Source organism: Arthrobacter sp. TB 23 (assembly GCF_000294595.1).
GTDB lineage: Bacteria > Actinomycetota > Actinomycetes > Actinomycetales > Micrococcaceae > Arthrobacter_D.
In genome coordinates, this window is sequence record NZ_ALPM01000036.1 from 18,170 (window position 1) to 31,585 (window position 13,416).

Sequence of the window (13,416 nt, forward strand, 5' to 3'; positions counted from 1 at the left end):
GAAGACTCTTTCAGGAAGGCTCCGACGACGACGGCGCGCAGTGCCGACCACGGATCGCACGCCTGGGACGTCTGGTCAAGAATTTGCTTGATGATGCTTCAGTGTGGCCGGATATCGGAGCTGCCCGGATGACTCAGCGAGTAACCTGACCTGTAGAAACGTATCCCACCCAGGAGTTTACTGTGACAACTTCGCACCTGCCCGCCACCGGATCCGCCACCTCGGCGGTCACCAACGCGCCCCTCTCCGAGATCGACCCGGAGATCGCAGCAGTCCTGACCGACGAACTTGCCCGCCAGCGCGACACCCTCGAGATGATCGCCTCCGAGAACTTCGCCCCCCGTGCGGTCCTTCAGGCGCAGGGGTCGGTCCTGACCAATAAATACGCCGAAGGTTATCCCGGCCGCCGGTACTACGGCGGTTGTGAGCACGTCGATGTTGCGGAGACCCTCGCCATCGAGCGGGTCAAGGCCCTGTTCGGCGCCGAGTTCGCCAACGTCCAGCCGCACTCCGGCGCGCAGGCCAACGCCGCGGCGCTCGCTGCGATGATCAAGCCCGGCGACAAGATCATGGGCCTGTCCCTCGCCCATGGCGGACACCTGACCCACGGCATGAAGCTCAATTTCTCCGGCAAACTCTACGAAGTTGCTGCCTACGGTGTGGAGGAAGATACCCACCGCCTGGACATGGACAAGGTCCGTGCGCAGGCGATCGCCGAGAAGCCGCAGGTCATCATTGCGGGCTGGTCCGCGTACCCGCGGCAGCTCGACTTCGCCGCGTTCCGGTCCATTGCCGACGAGGTGGGTGCACTCCTCTGGACCGATATGGCCCACTTCGCTGGCCTCGTCGCTGCCGGCCTGCACCCCAACCCGGTGCCGTACTCCGACGTCGTCACCTCCACTGTGCACAAGACCCTCGCCGGACCCCGCTCGGGCGTCATTCTGGCGAAGCAGGAGTGGGCGAAGAAGCTCAACTCTGCGGTCTTCCCGGGCCAGCAGGGCGGGCCGTTGATGCACGTCATCGCGGCGAAGGCGACGGCGTTCAAGATCGCCGGTTCCCCTGAATTCAAGGAACGCCAGGCGCGGGTCCTTGAAGGCGCCCGCATCATTGCCGACCGGTTGACCGCCACCGATGTGAGCGAGCACGGCGTTTCGGTGCTGACCGGCGGCACCGACGTCCACCTTGTCTTGGTGGATCTGCGCGCTTCGCAGCTTGACGGCCAGCAGGCCGAGGACCTTCTGCATTCAATCGGCATCACCGTCAACCGCAACGCGGTTCCGTTTGACCCACGCCCACCGATGGTCACCTCCGGTCTGCGCATCGGCACCCCGGCGCTGGCCACCCGAGGCTTCGGTGCGGAAGAGTTCACCGAGGTCGCGGACATCATCGCGACGGCGCTGAAGCCTGGCGCGGCTGCGGATGCACTGCGCGCCCGCGTACTGGCCCTTACCGCCGACTTCCCGCTCTACCCCGAACACGAGCAGTGGTAGAAGACCTCCCGGAGGGCGCGCTGGACTCTGCTGCGGCCGCCTCGACTGACTACGACATCCCCACCAGCGAGTGCTGCTTCACCGGCTGCTGCGACCGCGGCAAAGCATTCGTCCTTGAGCAACTGGAAGCAGGCCACATCAGATGAGCCCTACCGCACAGATCCTCGACGGCAAGAAAACCGCCGCGGCCATCCGGTCCGAGCTGACCGACCGCATCGCCACGCTTAAGGAGCGCGGCATCACCCCCGGTCTCGGCACCGTGTTGGTGGGGGACGATCCCGGCAGTCACTCCTACGTCGCCGGAAAGCACCGCGACTGCGAACAGGTCGGCATCACCTCGGTCCGCCGGGATCTGCCCGCCGACATCTCGCAGGCGGACCTGGAACAGGTCATCGATGAACTGAACGACGACGACGCCACCACCGGTTACATCGTCCAGTTGCCCCTGCCCAAACATCTCGATACCAACGCCATCCTCGAACGAATGGCGCCGGGGAAGGACGCCGACGGGCTGCACCCGGTCAACCTTGGCAAGCTGGTGCTGAACGTGGGCGCTCCGCTGGATTCGCCGCTGCCCTGCACCCCGCACGGCATCGTCGAACTACTCAGCCGGCACGGCATCAGCCTGAACGGGAAGAACGTTCTGGTGGTGGGTCGCGGGGTCACCGTCGGCAGGCCCCTCGGCCTGCTGCTCACCCGCCGCGACATCAACGCCACGGTCACCCTGGCCCACACCGGGACCGTTGACCTGCCCCACCTGCTGCGGCAGGCCGACGTCGTGGTCGCTGCGGCGGGCTTCCCCGGCATGATCAAGGCGGTGGACCTGAGGCCCGAGGCGATCGTGCTCGACGTTGGCGTCACCCGCGTGGAAGACCCCGAGACCGGCAAGGCGAAGCTCACGGGCGACGTCGAACCAGCGGCCGCCTCGACGGTTGCCTGGCTCTCACCCAACCCCGGCGGCGTGGGCCCGATGACCCGCGCCATGCTGCTGGCCAACGTGGTGGAAGCCGCCGAGCGGCAGGCCGGGATCGCCGTCGCACACTGAAACCAGGTACGCACGGCGCGGACCAGGTCGGGTGGAACCTCGGACGAGTTCGGTCTGGTAGGAGCCCTTCACGGTCGCGGCCTGCAGCAGCTTTCCCGAAGCGTGGTGATAACCCCCGACGCCCTTTTCGTAGCCCGTTCCTGATGTCAGGCTGTGAGGGCGGTGCTGTGGATGATTCGATCAAGGGTGGCGCCCCAACCATCTCGTGTGCCGCCATCGATGAGGTTCCGAACCTCTTCAGTTGGCAGGTGGTCGGGAAAGTTCACCGTGAACTCGAGTCGGGTGCCTTCCTGGGCATCCGTGAGGTTGACGCTCACGACGGGCGCCGCCCGCTGCTGGTCTCCCTCGAGGTCCGGCCACCCGCCGACGGCTCCCCACCGAAAAACCAGTCGTACGTCGGGAACGATTTCGAGATACTCCCCGCCGGTTGGGTAGTGAAGTTCCTCATTTACGACCATCTGTTGCCTCCATGCACCGCCCACCCGCAGATCGACCTCTATCGGGGACGATGGAGTGGGCATGGCTGGGTTATAGAACCAGGCGAGATGTTCCGAATCGGTCCAGGCTTTGAACACCAGGTGGCGGGGTGCTTGCAGATTGCGGGTCAGGGTAAAGCTTCGTTCTGTTTGTGTGTGGTGCACCATCGGTCTTCCCTCAACTCGGATTCCAGGGCGGGAGCACTCCTAGGAGGCGACGACAAGATCTTGATGCCCGTCGAGGAGTTCACGCACGATGTCCAGGTGCCCGGCATGGACGGAGGTCTCCGTGAGTACCCGATAGATGATCTCGCGCCCATCATGCATGGGTGGGCCTCCGTAGACATCTGCTGGGGGCACCCATCGCGGCGGGTCATTGAGGTCGACGCCAGCGAGGATTGTGTCGCTTTGAACGATCTCCCGCCGATAGGTGGTGATCGCCTCCATCCCCGTCATCGGCTCCGATGCCCATCCGTTATGGAGGTTTTGGATGGCTCTCCGGTCGCCGCCAAGGACGGCCGAAATCCAGAACATCTCATCATCGAATGCCAGATGATTCAGTAGCTGCCTCACGGACCAACCGGAAGGCACCATCACCCGGTGAAGTGCATCCTCTGGTAGCCCCTCGACAGCACGGAGCACATGCTCGCGGCCTGCCGTTAGCTGTGCGAGCAGTTGCGCGTCGCTCACAACCCGGGTTCATAACCGACGAGCCAGTGGAGTCCGTAGCGGTCAACGACCTGGCCGTCGGAGGCACCCCACGGCTTCGGGGTTAGCGGGTCGATGACCGAGCCGCCATCAGCGAGCTTATCGAACCACTCATGCAGCACTGCCGGCTCGGCGGTACCCAACAACGAAAGCATCATCCCCTCGAACCGGACCGTCTTCCCGCCAGCCCCGGCATCCGATCCGGCCAGAGCAACGACACCGCTCAGAACTCCGTGCGCGATAGCGTTTCCTGGCCCATCGCTACGACCGAAGTCTTCGTAGGTATGCAAGGCGAGTTCTCCACCGAAAACGTGCCCGTAGAAGCTCAGGGCTTCACGAGCGGTACCAGGGAAACTGACGTAGATCTGGGGCGCCGTCATGGGCATCCCCGACATACGTCGAATGGGCGGGTGCGGGAGGAGTTCATGGTCTGATTCCTGACTGTCATCGGGTAGGGACACAGGTACGTCGGCGCCAATACGCACATTTCGCCATCCTAGGCGAGGCTGATCGAGCTGAGTAGTAGGAGTTTCGATTTTTTCCTCCGCTGTGGGCGGTGGTGCGATTGCGACCCAGAATAAAGATTCTGGTTGGCTTTTCCCAATGGGACAAATCCCCTAGGCTGAGCAGGTGCCCAACTCAGTGACCCGCGATTACGTCATTTCCGCCCGACATCTCACCAAGCATTACGGTGACTTCGCCGCGGTCGATGACATTTCCTTCGATGTGCCGGCCGGTGAATCCTTCGGCCTGCTGGGACCCAACGGTGCCGGTAAATCCACCACCATGCGGATGATCGGCGGGGTGTCGCAGCGTACCTCGGGGTCACTGACCATCATGGGGCTCGACCCTGAACAGCATGGTCCCCAGGTGCGCGCCCATCTGGGGGTGGTGCCACAGCAGGACAACCTCGACGAGGAACTCCGGGTCCGCGACAACCTGATCGTCTACGGGAGGTACTTCGGCCTGCCCCTGAGCTACCTCAAGCCCAAGGCGGACGAGCTGCTCGAATTCGCCCAGCTCACCGACAAGGCGAAAGCCAAGGTTGACTCGCTCTCCGGCGGTATGAAGCGCCGGCTCACCATCGCCCGTTCGCTGATCAACGAACCAAAGATCCTGCTGCTCGATGAGCCGACCACCGGCCTTGACCCGCAGGCGCGCCACATCCTCTGGGACCGGCTGTTCCGCCTGAAGGAATCAGGGGTCACCCTGATCCTGACCACCCATTACATGGACGAGGCGGAGCAGCTCTGCGACCGGCTCGTGGTCGTGGACAAGGGCAAGATCATGGCGGAGGGCTCGCCAGCGAAGCTGATCCGCGAGCATTCCACCCGCGAGGTGCTCGAGCTGCGGTTCGGTTCCGAGCGCAACACCACCGTCGCCGCCGAACTCCAGGGCATCGGCGACCGGCTGGAATCCTTGCCCGACCGCGTCCTCATCTACACGCACGACGGCGAAGCCGCCCTCGAGCAGGTCACCGCTCGCGGCCTGCACCCCATCACTTCCCTGGTCCGGCGGTCCTCGCTGGAGGACGTGTTCCTGCGCCTGACCGGGAGGAGTCTCGTTGACTAACCCGCCCAGCCCTGGCGCCGGCGTCGAGCCCGCCGCAACGCAGAAGGGCCCCACCAGCAAGACGGCGATCCAGCCGCCGACGACGACGCTACGCGCCCACTCACCGCAGGTCGCGGCCGACCGCGCCAAACGGTTCGGTTCCTGGTACTACGCCGAGCACGCCCTGCGGGTCATGAATGGGTACCGCTGGACCCTCCTCGCCTACAGCGTGGGCAACCCGGTGATGTACCTGTTCGCCATGGGGGTTGGCCTGGCCACCCTGGTGGACCAGAACAGTTCCGATGCGTTCGGTGGGGTCAGCTATCTCGCATTCATCGCACCGGCCCTGCTCGCATCCGCCACCATCATGACCGCCGCCACCGAGTTCACCTACCCGGTGATGGACGGTTTCAAGTGGCGGCGGGTCTACTACGGGCCGCATGCCTCACCACTCGGCGTCCACCAGATTGTCAACGGCTACATCATCGCCATCAGCCTGCGGTTGATCCTCATGAGCGCGATCTACTTTGGGATTGTCGCCGCCTTCGGTGCCTCGCCGTCGGGGTGGGGCTGGGTGGCCGTGCCGGTGGCTGTGCTCTGCGGTCTGTCCTTCGGGTTGCCGCTGATGGCGTATTCGGCCAGTGTGCAGGAAGACAAGGGGCAGTTCGCGTTAGTGATGCGGTTCCTGGTGACGCCCATGTTCCTGTTCTCGGGCACCTTCTTCCCACTCGACACGCTGCCGATCTACCTGCAGTGGATCGGCTGGATTTCCCCGCTCTGGCATGGGACGCAACTGGGCCGGATGCTCACCTACGGCTTCCCGGTGCCGATCTGGCTGGCCGTGATTCACGTGGTGTACCTGGTGGTGCTGGCCGCCCTCGGCTGGCGTCTGGCCCGCAGGACCTACGCACGGAGGTTGGGCAAGTGACCGAGAAGCTGACCCATTCCGCAGCGCCGTCGTCGGCTGACCCGCTGACCGACGCCGACTACCGCATCACCCCGCAGACCCGACGCTTCAGCGCCCTCTACTCCCGCAACGCGAAAGCGGTAATCGCGCGCGGGCTGCGCGCCACGAAAAGCAGTAACTGGCTGATCATGGTCTCGGGCTTCTTCGAGCCGGTGCTGTACCTGATTTCGATGGGGGTGGGCCTCGGCGCACTGGTGGGGACCGTCGTCGGGCCCGGCGGCGAGGAGATCAGCTACGCGGCCTACATCGCACCGGCGCTGCTGGCCGTCTCCGCGATGAACGGCGCCGTGTACGACTCCACCTGGAACGTGTTCTTCAAGATGAATTTCGCGAAGCTCTACCAGGGCATGCTGTACACGTCGCTCGGGCCGCTGGATGTGGCGATCGGCGAGATCTTCCTGGCGCTCCTGCGCGGCGCGATGTACGCCACCGGGTTCACCGCGGTGATGGGCATGATGGGCCTGATCACCACGCCGTGGGCGCTGCTGATGGTCCCGGCGTCGGTGCTGATCGCGTTCGGGTTCGCCTCCTTCGGGATGGGGATCACCAGCTATATGAAGACGTTTCAGCAGATGGACTGGATTAACTTTGTGATGCTCCCGATGTTCCTGTTCTCGGCGACGTTCTACCCATTGAGCGTGTACCCGCAGGGCATCCAGTGGTTCATCCAGGCGTTGCCGCTGTGGCATGGCGTCGAGCTGCTGCGCCAAATCAGCGTGGGCACCTTCACCGCCGCGACGAGCATCCACATCCTCTACTACCTGGTGATGATCCTGGTCGGCATGGTGCTGACCACCAGCCGGCTGCGGAAGCTGTTCCTGAAGTAGCAGTTTGCTGCTCGAAGGGGTTCCATCCCGGAGGGAGGCTGGAACATACTGGAGCATGATTGGAAAGTGGCAAGCCACCGTTTTCGACTGTCCGGACACCGATCGGCTCGCGTCGTTCTACGAGGACCTGCTCGGCATGATCAGGGTCCAGCACGACGACGACGGGTGGATCTCCATCGGCGATGCGCCGGACCGGCCCGCGCTCGGCTTCCAACGGGTGAGCGACTACACGCCGCCCCGCTGGCCCAGCCAGGACCTGCCGCAGCAGGTGCACCTCGATGTTCGGGTCGATGACCTGGACATTGCCGAGGCGAAAGTCCTGGCCTTGGGCGCCGTGAGCATGAACTCAGGCTCCAAAGCCCACCGGGTCTTCCTCGACCCGGCCGGGCACCCGTTCTGCCTCGTCAGCTGGTAACCAGGCCACCGAACTGGCTTACGGTACGAGAGTCGCGTAGACCACGTAGTTGTCGTCAAACTCGCCGGTCTCCGGGTTGTAGCCGTCGCAGGTGATCAGGCGCAGCTCGGCGGCGTCAGTATTTCCGTAGACCTCAAGGGTGGGGAAGCCGTCTTTCTGGTACTGCTCGCCGCGGTCGACGGCGAACACGGCAGTGCTCCCATCCTCGCGGACCACGTTGATCTCGTCGCCGGCCTGCAGGGCGCGCAGGTCGGCGAACACGCCTGGGCCGCCACCGGTCGCATTGACATGGCCGAGCAGGACGGATGGCCCCCGTTCGCCCGAGGTGGGGGACTGGTCATACCAACTCGCTGGCGCCCCAGGTCCATCGGGCGGCACCTCAAGGGAGCCGTTATCCCGGAGCCCGAGATGCAGCAGCTCGGATTCAGCGGCGATCGTGGGAATGTTGAACGACACCGGCTTGGACGCTTCAAGGACCGCGGGCAGCTCCGGGGTGGGAACCGCACTGGGGGCCTCTGACGCAGCAGAGGTAGGTGCCGGGCTGGAAGGCGTGGCGGTCGAAGGCGCAGCCGAGGACGACGCCGAAGGGCTCGGCGCGGCAGGCCCCGTGCCTTCAGGGGGTGTGTCGGCACCGCAGGCGGTAAGAATCAAAAGGGCGGTCGCCGCCGAGGCCACAAAGCCTCGACGACGACCGTTTTTAGCGCTGATCATGAAATCAGACTATTCCTTATGCGTTGTCTGCAGCGTTGCGGCGAACAACGTAGGTGCCACCAACGGCAGCAGCCAGAACGAGGCCACCTCCGAGGGCGAGCATGCCCATGTTGTTGGTTGACGTGGACTGTGCAACACCGGTGTCGGCGCCGCCCTCAGGCATTTCACCCATCTGTGAAGCGGTCACAACACCACAGAGTGCTGGTGAGGTGGCGCCCAGTGGAAGTGAAGGCTCGAGGTCCGAGGGAGCGTTGAAGGCCTCTTCGGAGCTTGACGTTGCTGGGTCCAGGCCGTGGATGACGACGACGGCGGTGCCGGCTTCGATGGCGTCGAGGGTCTCGGCGTTCATCTCGAAGGTGCGCTCGATGGAGTAGTTTCCACCCTGGCCGGCGAGCTCAAGGTTCAGGCCGGCAGCTGGGCTGGTGTCGCCGCTGGTGCCCAAAGTGGTCTGGATGCCACCGTAGGCGGCTGCGCCTTCGGTGGTGGAGAGGATGCCGTCACCATCGGCGTCATCGGCCATGGTGGGGCAGGTGCCCTGGGCGCCACCGTGGATGTGCTGTACGTGTGGGTACGGCGCATCCATGAAGGTTTCGCCGAGACCGGAGACCTGAAGGTTTACGGTGGCAGTCTTGTCATCGATGTCCATCGCGAACGTAGCGGTACCGGTGGTGCCGCTGAGCTGCTGGAAGTCGACGGTGTATGAGCCGTTGGCGTGGTCGGCCATTGCTGGCGCACCGGCCATGGCAACCATGCCGAGGGCGAGGGTGGGGACTGCGAGAAGACGCAAGTTCTTATTCATGTGATTTTTCCTCCATAGAGCGAGTGTTAGCGCGCAATGATCAGCACACATACTAATACTTCGGAGTGGTGCCGATCACGGATGGGTGGGGAATAAAATAAACTTTCGAGCCTGAGCGTTCGCCAACGGTGGAAGGTCATTCCTTCCCTGCCCCCATTTGCGAGAATGGGGGTATGAAGCCTCTTGGGAACCAGAAACCGTTCGAGTCCGGCACCCCAGCGGGAGCGGGTCGAGGCCTGAGCCTGCGCATGGGCACCATCGGGATGAGCATTATGTTGATCGTCTTCCTGGTGGCTGTGGTCTTTGCCGCCAACCAGAACGACGTCGTCGGATGGCTGGTTGCCATCATCTCGCTGGGCTGGCTCCTGGTCTTCAGCTTCGTGGTCTTCAGCCTCAGGACGGCAGCCCGCAATGCGGCGGCGCGGATCAACGAGGCCCAGCAGCAGTTCAACCGTGCCAACGGCATCCAGGATTCCACCAGCACCGGGGTGGTCGATGAGGCCACTTTGGCCCGCGACATGAAACTGGACCACAGCTTCAAAATTGTTCAGGTTCAGGTGCGGGTAATCCGGGACCATCTGGCCGCGGGGAAGTCCAGCGACGAGGAGACGGTGGGGCGGGCGCTCGAGACCATCGAGATCACGTCGCACAACGCCCGGTCGATGATGAAGAAGAACGATGACGGACCGGTGGAGGGCACCGTTGTCGACTGACAATGGCAACCAACGCCGCCTCTTTTTCGCCCTCATTCGTCAGAGCGCTCGGGTAGGGTGGAGCGGGTGAGTTCCACTGCAGCAACGACAGCTTTCACCGACGGGTTGTCCCGAGCCAACGGGTCACTCCTGCGCGTCGCCACGGTCAACGTCAACGGTATCCGTGCGGCCTACAAACGAGGCATGGCCGACTGGCTCGCGGAACGAGAGATCGACATCCTCTGCCTCCAGGAGGTCCGTGCACCCGACGACGTCCTCAGAGGGCTCCTTGGGGAATCGTGGCACATCCTGCATGCCGAAGCCGAGGCCAAGGGCCGCGCCGGAGTCGCGATCGCCTCGCGAATCGCACCGACCGCAACCCGCACCCATATCGGCGACGACTACTTCGCCACCGCCGGTCGGTGGGTCGAAGCAGATTTTGATCTTGGGGGAGTAACCCTCACCGTCGTCAGCGCGTATGTGCACTCGGGTGAAGTCGACAGCCCCAAGCAGGACGACAAGTACCGATTCCTCGACGTGATTTCGGAGCGGCTGCCGGAACTGCGCCGCACCCGGGACCACACCCTGCTGGTGGGTGACCTCAATGTGGGGCACACCCAACTCGATATCCGCAACTGGAAAGGCAACGTGAAGAAGGCGGGTTTCCTGCCCGAGGAACGCGCCTACTTTGACCGGTTCTTTGATGACGAGTTCGGCTTCGTTGATGTGCACCGCCGCCTTGCGGGCGACGTCGATGGCCCCTACACCTGGTGGTCCTGGCGCGGTCAGGCGTTCGACAACGACACCGGTTGGCGGATTGACTACCACCTCGCCACCGAGGGCCTCGCTGCCGCTGCAGCAGACGCCGTCGTCGACCGTGCACCCTCGTATGACACGCGCTTCTCAGACCACGCTCCGCTGGTAGTCGATTACCGGCTCTAACTTTCAGGATTCATTAACCATGACGACTACCACCAACGGTGCACGGCAGCGGGTGCTCTCCGGCATGCAGCCTTCGGGCGAGTCCCTCCACCTGGGCAACTACCTCGGGGCGCTGGTGCACTGGGTGCGGATGCAGGACGAGTATGAGGCAATCTACTTCATTCCCGACCTGCACGCGATCACTGTTCCGCAGGAACCGGGCGAGCTTGCAGAACGCACCCGCCGCACCGCCGCGCAGTACATTGCCGGCGGCGTCGACGTTGATAAGTGCACCTTGTTTGTGCAGTCACACGTGCCGGAACACGCTCAGCTCGGGTGGGTGCTGAACTGCATCACCGGGTTTGGCGAGGCGTCACGGATGACCCAGTTCAAGGACAAGTCACAGAAACAGGGCGCCGATGCGGCGAGCGTGGGGCTGTTCACCTACCCCATCCTTCAGGCCGCCGACATCCTCCTGTATCAGCCGGAGGGCGTGCCGGTAGGGGAGGACCAGAGGCAGCACGTCGAACTCAGTCGCGACCTGGCGCAACGGTTCAACTCCCGGTTCGGCGAAGCGTTCGTGGTGCCGAAGCCCTTCATCCAGAAGGAATCGGCAAAAATCTACGACCTGCAGAACCCCACGGCGAAAATGTCCAAGTCGGCCAGCTCGGCGACGGGACTGATCAACCTGATGGATGACCCGAAGGTGACGGCCAAGCGGATCAAGTCGGCGGTCACTGATACCGATACCGAGATCCGCTTCGATAAGGAAGCCAAGCCGGGCATCTCGAACCTTCTCACCATTTACTCGATGCTCACCGGCAAGACCATTGACGACGTCGTCGGGGACTTCCAGGGGCGGATGTACGGGCACCTGAAAACCGAGTTGGCGGACATCGTGGTGACCCACCTTGAGCCGATCCGCCTCCGCACCGAGGAACTGCTTGCCGATCCAGCCGAACTGGACAGGCTCCTGGCCCGCGGTGCCGAGAAGGCACGCACCATCGCGTCAGCCACCCTCGCCGACGTGTATTCGAAGGTCGGCTTCCTCCCACCGCTGGGCGGTGCGCGCTAACCGCATGGACCAGCCGATCAGCTCCACCACTACCAGCCACCAGCAGGCACCGGCCGAGGGGATGGCCGTGCCACCGGCAGCCGGCGCCTCGCAGAGTTGCGTCGGTGTGGTCATCGCGGTACCTGAGCCGCTGGCGGCGGAGCTCGGACGCTGGCGCGCATCCTTTGGTGATCCGATGGCTGATCTCATTCCGGCCCACATCACCCTCGTGACAACCACCCCGGCAACGGACTGGGACGCAACCATCGAGCACGTCCGTGAGGTTGCCCGCGGACAGCACGCCTTCACCGTGACGTTGAAAAGTACGGGAACGTTCAGGCCCGTCTCCCCAGTGGTGTTCCTCAACCTGGAGGATGGCTTCGAGGATTGCGTGGACCTGCACACCAAACTCCAGCGAGGGCCACTGGAGCGGTCGCTGGAGTTCCCTTTCCACCCGCATGTGACGGTCGCCCACGATGTCAGTGTGGCGAGCATGGACGGCGCGGAGGCCCGGTTGAAGGGGTTCGAGGCTTCCTTCATGGTCCGTACTATGGGGTTGTATGAGCACGATTCGTGCGGTATCTGGCGACTGAGGGAAGAGCTAAGCTTTGGCCAAGATCAAAACCAGGGCGATCACCCCGGCTGAGACCGACTTCTACAACGAGCCTCGTCCGGCCGAGCTAACCCACCTCAAACTGAAGGTGATTGACGCCCGCNNGCGATCTGGGCAAGGTGAAACGGCGGGGCACAACGGGTTTGCCACTGATAATGGCGACCATCAACTACCTCCTGGCGCGGATCTTCGTCCTCCGGCCAGTGCGGGTGTTCCATCTGTACGCGGTCCGGCGTGGTCCGCTCATGGCAGCGGGTATTGCGTACAGGCTGTTCTTCTCCATGGCATCACTGTTACTCGCTGGTTTCTCGATTCTCGGTCTGGTGGTCTCCGGCAATGCACCGTTGCAGAACCTGATTGTCGAAACGGTGAATTCAGCGGCACCGGGCATCCTCAAAATGGAGGAGGACGGTCCCGGTCTGGCCACCCCCGAACAGCTTTTCAATGCAGGGGATGGCTTGACCCTCACCCTGATCGTCTCCACGATCATCACGGCAATCACCGCCTTGGGCTGGATTGCCGGTGTCAGACAGGCGATGAGAGGCATCTTCGCCCTCCCCCCAATCCCTAGACACCCCATCCTGATCCGGGTCCAGGATCTGGGGACGCTGCTCGTGTTGGGGGTAGCGATGATCCTCACCACCGTGGTTGGCCTGGTTGCCAACACCCTTCTGGACGTGGTGTTCGACTGGCTGGGGTTCGGCGACACCGGGCGGCCTTTCACGCAGCTCGCCGGGGTAGCCATCATGCTGGTCCTGGACTTCGCCGTGGCCGTGATCCTGTTCCGCCGTGCCTCGGGAATCAATCAGACACGGCGCCTGCTCATCCAGTCGTCGCTGGTCACCGCGGTTGGAAGCACTGTGCTGCGGACGTTCAGCACCCTGCTCCTCGGCAGCGTGGGTGGAGGCAACCCACTGTTGGCGCCCTTCACCGTCGTCGTCGGATTGTTTGTCTGGTTCTTCCTGCTCAGCCAAGTCTACCTGCTTGCTGCGGCGTGGGGCGCCATTGGTGCGGCCGACGCCGAAGCGGGGCTCGCGCCACGGCATGGCCGGTCGCTAAAGCAGCGCAGCCGCGTCGCAGGACGGCGGAAAGACTAGCGAGCCTGCGACGGGGGAACAGCCCCCGTTAACCAGAAACGTCGGCCCGG

At 63.8% G+C, this 13,416-nt stretch carries 17 protein-coding genes; 12 read left to right on the top strand and 5 right to left on the bottom strand.

Features of this window, described 5'->3' with window-relative positions:
- Window positions 1–197 precede the first annotated feature (197 nt).
- The 3 genes from glyA to B384_RS0104675 are packed head-to-tail and all read left to right on the top strand — an operon-like array spanning window position 198 to window position 2,535.
- A complete protein-coding gene (glyA, locus tag B384_RS0104665; protein WP_035766464.1) occupies window positions 198–1,490 on the top strand; it encodes a serine hydroxymethyltransferase in 1,293 nt (430 codons plus the stop codon).
- Window positions 1,484–1,636 (top strand): hypothetical protein, encoded by a 153-nt coding sequence (locus B384_RS20470; RefSeq protein WP_019481981.1) that lies wholly within the window; start codon window positions 1,484–1,486, stop codon window positions 1,634–1,636. The genes glyA and B384_RS20470 overlap by 7 nt, the downstream gene beginning before the upstream one ends.
- Window positions 1,633–2,535, top strand: a complete 903-nt coding sequence (locus tag B384_RS0104675) for a bifunctional methylenetetrahydrofolate dehydrogenase/methenyltetrahydrofolate cyclohydrolase (RefSeq protein ID WP_019481982.1) — start codon at window positions 1,633–1,635, stop codon at window positions 2,533–2,535. The genes B384_RS20470 and B384_RS0104675 overlap by 4 nt, the downstream gene beginning before the upstream one ends.
- A 146-nt stretch (window positions 2,536–2,681) precedes the next feature.
- Here B384_RS0104675 and B384_RS17745 read toward each other — a convergent pair whose 3' ends face one another.
- Genes B384_RS17745 through B384_RS0104690 form a run of 3 tightly spaced genes read right to left on the bottom strand, consistent with a single transcriptional unit; the run spans window position 2,682 to window position 4,099 of the window.
- On the bottom strand, window positions 2,682–3,179 hold the full coding sequence (locus tag B384_RS17745; protein ID WP_019481983.1) for an SRPBCC family protein: 498 nt from the start codon (window positions 3,177–3,179) through the stop codon (window positions 2,682–2,684).
- Window positions 3,180–3,218: 39 nt separating this feature from the next.
- The gene (locus tag B384_RS0104685; RefSeq protein ID WP_019481984.1) at window positions 3,219–3,701 is read right to left on the bottom strand and encodes a mycothiol transferase; all 483 of its coding nucleotides are present in this window, start codon (window positions 3,699–3,701) and stop codon (window positions 3,219–3,221) included.
- The gene (locus tag B384_RS0104690; protein ID WP_019481985.1) at window positions 3,698–4,099 is read right to left on the bottom strand and encodes a VOC family protein; all 402 of its coding nucleotides are present in this window, start codon (window positions 4,097–4,099) and stop codon (window positions 3,698–3,700) included. Before B384_RS0104690 ends, B384_RS0104685 begins: the two co-directional genes overlap by 4 nt.
- Window positions 4,100–4,361: 262 nt before the next feature.
- Here B384_RS0104690 and B384_RS0104695 point away from each other — a divergent pair, with 262 nt between their 5' ends.
- The 4 genes from B384_RS0104695 to B384_RS0104710 are packed head-to-tail and all read left to right on the top strand — an operon-like array spanning window position 4,362 to window position 7,479.
- On the top strand, window positions 4,362–5,291 hold the full coding sequence (locus B384_RS0104695; protein WP_024476896.1) for an ABC transporter ATP-binding protein: 930 nt from the start codon (window positions 4,362–4,364) through the stop codon (window positions 5,289–5,291).
- Window positions 5,284–6,198 (top strand): ABC transporter permease, encoded by a 915-nt coding sequence (locus B384_RS0104700; protein ID WP_019481987.1) that lies wholly within the window; start codon window positions 5,284–5,286, stop codon window positions 6,196–6,198. The genes B384_RS0104695 and B384_RS0104700 overlap by 8 nt, the downstream gene beginning before the upstream one ends.
- A 44-nt stretch (window positions 6,199–6,242) precedes the next feature.
- Window positions 6,243–7,064 carry an ABC transporter permease gene (locus tag B384_RS0104705; protein ID WP_026040971.1) on the top strand — a complete coding sequence of 274 codons (822 nt, stop codon included), beginning with the start codon at window positions 6,243–6,245 and terminating at the stop codon, window positions 7,062–7,064.
- A gap of 55 nt (window positions 7,065–7,119) precedes the next feature.
- Complete coding sequence (locus B384_RS0104710) at window positions 7,120–7,479, top strand: VOC family protein (RefSeq protein WP_019481989.1); 360 nt, start codon at window positions 7,120–7,122, stop codon at window positions 7,477–7,479.
- Between the two features lie 18 nt (window positions 7,480–7,497).
- Here the strand turns inward: B384_RS0104710 and B384_RS0104715 are convergent, their stop codons facing one another.
- Together B384_RS0104715 and B384_RS0104720 are read right to left on the bottom strand one after the other, a co-directional pair.
- Complete coding sequence (locus B384_RS0104715) at window positions 7,498–8,190, bottom strand: class F sortase (RefSeq protein ID WP_024476897.1); 693 nt, start codon at window positions 8,188–8,190, stop codon at window positions 7,498–7,500.
- 16 nt (window positions 8,191–8,206) lie between these two features.
- On the bottom strand, window positions 8,207–8,989 hold the full coding sequence (locus B384_RS0104720) for a CHRD domain-containing protein (RefSeq protein WP_019481991.1): 783 nt from the start codon (window positions 8,987–8,989) through the stop codon (window positions 8,207–8,209).
- Between the two features lie 173 nt (window positions 8,990–9,162).
- On the opposite strand from B384_RS0104720, the gene B384_RS0104725 reads away from it, so the two are divergent.
- From B384_RS0104725 to B384_RS17750, 5 genes are all read left to right on the top strand, one after another.
- The gene (locus B384_RS0104725; RefSeq protein WP_019481992.1) at window positions 9,163–9,702 is read left to right on the top strand and encodes a hypothetical protein; all 540 of its coding nucleotides are present in this window, start codon (window positions 9,163–9,165) and stop codon (window positions 9,700–9,702) included.
- A gap of 105 nt (window positions 9,703–9,807) precedes the next feature.
- Complete coding sequence (locus B384_RS0104730) at window positions 9,808–10,623, top strand: exodeoxyribonuclease III (RefSeq protein ID WP_024476898.1); 816 nt, start codon at window positions 9,808–9,810, stop codon at window positions 10,621–10,623.
- 19 nt (window positions 10,624–10,642) lie between these two features.
- On the top strand, window positions 10,643–11,677 hold the full coding sequence (gene trpS, locus B384_RS0104735) for a tryptophan--tRNA ligase (protein WP_019481994.1): 1,035 nt from the start codon (window positions 10,643–10,645) through the stop codon (window positions 11,675–11,677).
- Entirely contained in the window at window positions 11,667–12,302 is a 636-nt protein-coding gene (locus tag B384_RS0104740; RefSeq protein WP_019481995.1) for a 2'-5' RNA ligase family protein, read from the top strand. Before trpS ends, B384_RS0104740 begins: the two co-directional genes overlap by 11 nt.
- A 122-nt stretch (window positions 12,303–12,424) precedes the next feature.
- Window positions 12,425–13,366, top strand: a complete 942-nt coding sequence (locus B384_RS17750) for a YihY/virulence factor BrkB family protein (protein ID WP_019481996.1) — start codon at window positions 12,425–12,427, stop codon at window positions 13,364–13,366.
- The last annotated feature ends 50 nt before the right edge of the window (window positions 13,367–13,416 follow it).

Coding starts and splice junctions, on each gene's coding strand:
- B384_RS0104715 (WP_024476897.1), bottom strand. CDS start 8,190: ATGATCAGCGCTAAAAACGGTCGTCGTCGAGGCTTTGTGGCCTCGGCG.
- B384_RS0104725 (WP_019481992.1), top strand. CDS start 9,163: ATGAAGCCTCTTGGGAACCAGAAACCGTTCGAGTCCGGCACCCCAGCG.
- B384_RS17750 (WP_019481996.1), top strand. CDS start 12,425: ATGGCGACCATCAACTACCTCCTGGCGCGGATCTTCGTCCTCCGGCCA.
- B384_RS0104675 (WP_019481982.1), top strand. CDS start 1,633: ATGAGCCCTACCGCACAGATCCTCGACGGCAAGAAAACCGCCGCGGCC.
- B384_RS17745 (WP_019481983.1), bottom strand. CDS start 3,179: ATGGTGCACCACACACAAACAGAACGAAGCTTTACCCTGACCCGCAAT.
- B384_RS0104690 (WP_019481985.1), bottom strand. CDS start 4,099: ATGACGGCGCCCCAGATCTACGTCAGTTTCCCTGGTACCGCTCGTGAA.
- trpS (WP_019481994.1), top strand. CDS start 10,643: ATGACGACTACCACCAACGGTGCACGGCAGCGGGTGCTCTCCGGCATG.
- B384_RS0104710 (WP_019481989.1), top strand. CDS start 7,120: ATGATTGGAAAGTGGCAAGCCACCGTTTTCGACTGTCCGGACACCGAT.
- B384_RS0104720 (WP_019481991.1), bottom strand. CDS start 8,989: ATGAATAAGAACTTGCGTCTTCTCGCAGTCCCCACCCTCGCCCTCGGC.